The sequence below is a fragment of the Sphingomonas echinoides genome, from assembly GCF_029623395.1.
Lineage (GTDB): Bacteria > Pseudomonadota > Alphaproteobacteria > Sphingomonadales > Sphingomonadaceae > Sphingomonas > Sphingomonas echinoides_A.
Map to the genome: position 1 here is coordinate 1 of NZ_JAPYKK010000076.1, position 3,003 is coordinate 3,003.

Annotated in this window: 1 rRNA gene; it reads left to right on the plus strand. The window is 53.6% G+C overall.

The features are described 5' to 3' along the window. The first annotated feature begins 74 nt into the window (after positions 1-74). Positions 75-2,870: ribosomal RNA gene (locus QBJ92_RS20480) — 23S ribosomal RNA — on the plus strand. Positions 2,871-3,003 lie beyond the last annotated feature (133 nt).

The following is a 3,003-nucleotide window of genomic DNA, read 5'->3' on the forward strand; positions in this document are numbered from 1 at the left end:
GACAACTCTGCTCTTGCCGAGTCGGCGTGATCGTCATGATCATGCCCAGTGTTGTTGTTGGTGGTGCGGACTCTCAAGCGTGAGGTAAGGGCAATTCGTGGATGCCTTGGCGCATACAGGCGATGAAGGACGTGGCACGCTGCGATAAGCTGCGGTGAGGTGTGAGCAACCTTTGACCCGCAGATTTCCGAATGGGGAAACCCACCTATCCCGTTTAACTTCGCATCGAGGCAACTCGGTGCGACGCTAAATGGGGTTAGGTATCACTTAAGTGAATACATAGCTTTCGTGAAGCGAACCCGGCGAACTGAAACATCTCAGTAGCTGGAGGAAAAGACATCAACCGAGATTCCGTTAGTAGTGGCGAGCGAACGCGGACCAGGCCAGTGCCTGGAGTTCAACTAGCAGAAGCCTTTGGAAAGAGGCGCCATAGCGGGTGACAGCCCCGTATGCGAAAGTGAGACTTCAGGACATGAGTAGGGCGGGACACGTGTAATCCTGTCTGAACATAGGGGGACCACCCTCTAAGCCTAAATACTCGTATGCGACCGATAGTGAACTAGTACCGTGAGGGAAAGGTGAAAAGCACCCCGATGAGGGGAGTGAAACAGTACCTGAAACGGATTGCCTACAAGCAGTTGGAGGGTCCTTGAGGCCTGACAGCGTACCTCTTGCATAATGGGTCTGTGACTTAATGTATCAAGCAAGCTTAAGCCGTTAGGTGTAGGCGCAGCGAAAGCGAGTCTGAATAGGGCGCCAGAGTTTGATGTATTAGACCCGAAACCCGGCGATCTATGCATGACCAGGATGAAGGTGCAGTAACATGCACTGGAGGTCCGAACCGATTAACGTTGAAAAGTTACCGGATGAGTTGTGCTTAGGGGTGAAAGGCCAATCAAGCCGGGAAATAGCTGGTTCTCCGCGAAAACTATTGAGGTAGTGCCTCGGATGGACACCCTAGGGGGTAGAGCACTGGATGGTTGCGGGGGTCGCGAGACCTACCAACACTAACCAAACTCCGAATACCTAGGAGTGATATCCGGGAGACAGACGGCGGGTGCTAAGGTCCGTCGTCAAAAGGGAAACAGCCCTGACCTACAGCTAAGGTCCCCAAGTCGTGTCTAAGTGGGAAAGCATGTGGAACTTCCAAAACAACCAGGAGGTTGGCTTAGAAGCAGCCATCCTTTAAAGAAAGCGTAACAGCTCACTGGTCTAATCAAGAGGTTCTGCGGCGAAGATGTAACGGGGCTCAAGACACGCACCGAAGCTTAGGGTGTGCCATTTATATGGTACGCGGTAGCGGAGCGTTCCGTAAGCCTGTGAAGCGATCTGGTAATGGGTCGTGGAGGTATCGGAAGTGCGAATGCAGACATGAGTAGCGATAAAAAGGGTGAGATGCCCTTTCGCCGAAAGACCAAGGGTTCCTGCGCAAGGCTAATCCGCGCAGGGTGAGCCGGCCCCTAAGACGAGCCCGAAGGGGGTAGTCGATGGGAACCACGTTAATATTCGTGGGCCTGGTGGTGTGTGACGGATCTCGTGTGTTGTCGTCCCTTATCGGATTGGGACGGCCTCGAAGAGGTCCCGGGAAATAGCCCCACCGTATAGACCGTACCCGAAACCGACACAGGTGGTCAGGTAGAGTATACCAAGGCGCTTGAGAGAAGTGTCCTGAAGGAACTCGGCAAATTGCCTCCGTACCTTCGGAAGAAGGAGGCCCAACATAGGCGCAAGCTCTTGTTGGGGGCACAGGCCAGGGGGTAGCGACTGTTTAGCAAAAACACAGGGCTCTGCTAAGTCGGCTTCAAGACGACGTATAGGGCCTGACGCCTGCCCGGTGCCTGAAGGTTAAGTGGAGGGGTGCAAGCTCTGAAATGAAGCCCAGGTAAACGGCGGCCGTAACTATAACGGTCCTAAGGTAGCGAAATTCCTTGTCGGGTAAGTTCCGACCTGCACGAATGGCGTAACGACTTCCCCACTGTCTCCAGGACATGCTCAGCGAAATTGAATTCCCCGTGAAGATGCGGGGTTCCCGCGGTTAGACGGAAAGACCCCGTGCACCTTTACTGCAGCTTCAGAGTGGCATTAGGAAGAAACTGTGTAGCATAGGTGGGAGGCTTTGAAGCGTTGGCGCCAGCTGACGTGGAGCCATAGGTGAAATACCACCCTGTTTGTTTCTGATGTCTAACCTCGATCCATGAAACTGGATCAGGGACCCTCTGTGGCGGGTAGTTTGACTGGGGCGGTCGCCTCCTAAAGAGTAACGGAGGCGCGCAATGGTGGGCTCAGGACGGTTGGAAACCGTCTGTTAGAGTGCAATGGCATAAGCCCGCCTGACTGCGAGACTGACAAGTCGAGCAGAGACGAAAGTCGGTCATAGTGATCCGGTGGTCCCTCGTGGAAGGGCCATCGCTCAACGGATAAAAGGTACGCCGGGGATAACAGGCTGATAACCCCCAAGAGCTCATATCGACGGGGTTGTTTGGCACCTCGATGTCGGCTCATCACATCCTGGGGCTGGAGCAGGTCCCAAGGGTTTGGCTGTTCGCCAATTAAAGTGGTACGTGAGCTGGGTTCAGAACGTCGCGAGACAGTTTGGTCCCTATCTGCCGTGGGCGTCGAAATTTGAGAGGAGTTGACCCTAGTACGAGAGGACCGGGTTGAACATACCTCTGGTGTACCTGTCGTCGTGCCAACGGCGCAGCAGGGTAGCTATGTATGGACGGGATAACCGCTGAAAGCATCTAAGCGGGAAGCCTCCCTCGAGATAAGATTTCATAGAGCCGTCAGAGACCATGACGTTGATAGATCGGATGTAGAAGTGGAGTAATCCATGGAGCTAACCGATACTAATTGCTCTATTCGCGCTTGAGAGTCCCACCATCAATGACAATCCTGGGAAACCAGAATGTCGCAGATGGCGGATGATCAAATGCAACGCCTGATTAACAACTACCATCTTCAGAACGACGTAAAGCGTGCACCGATTTTAAGATACGAACCCAA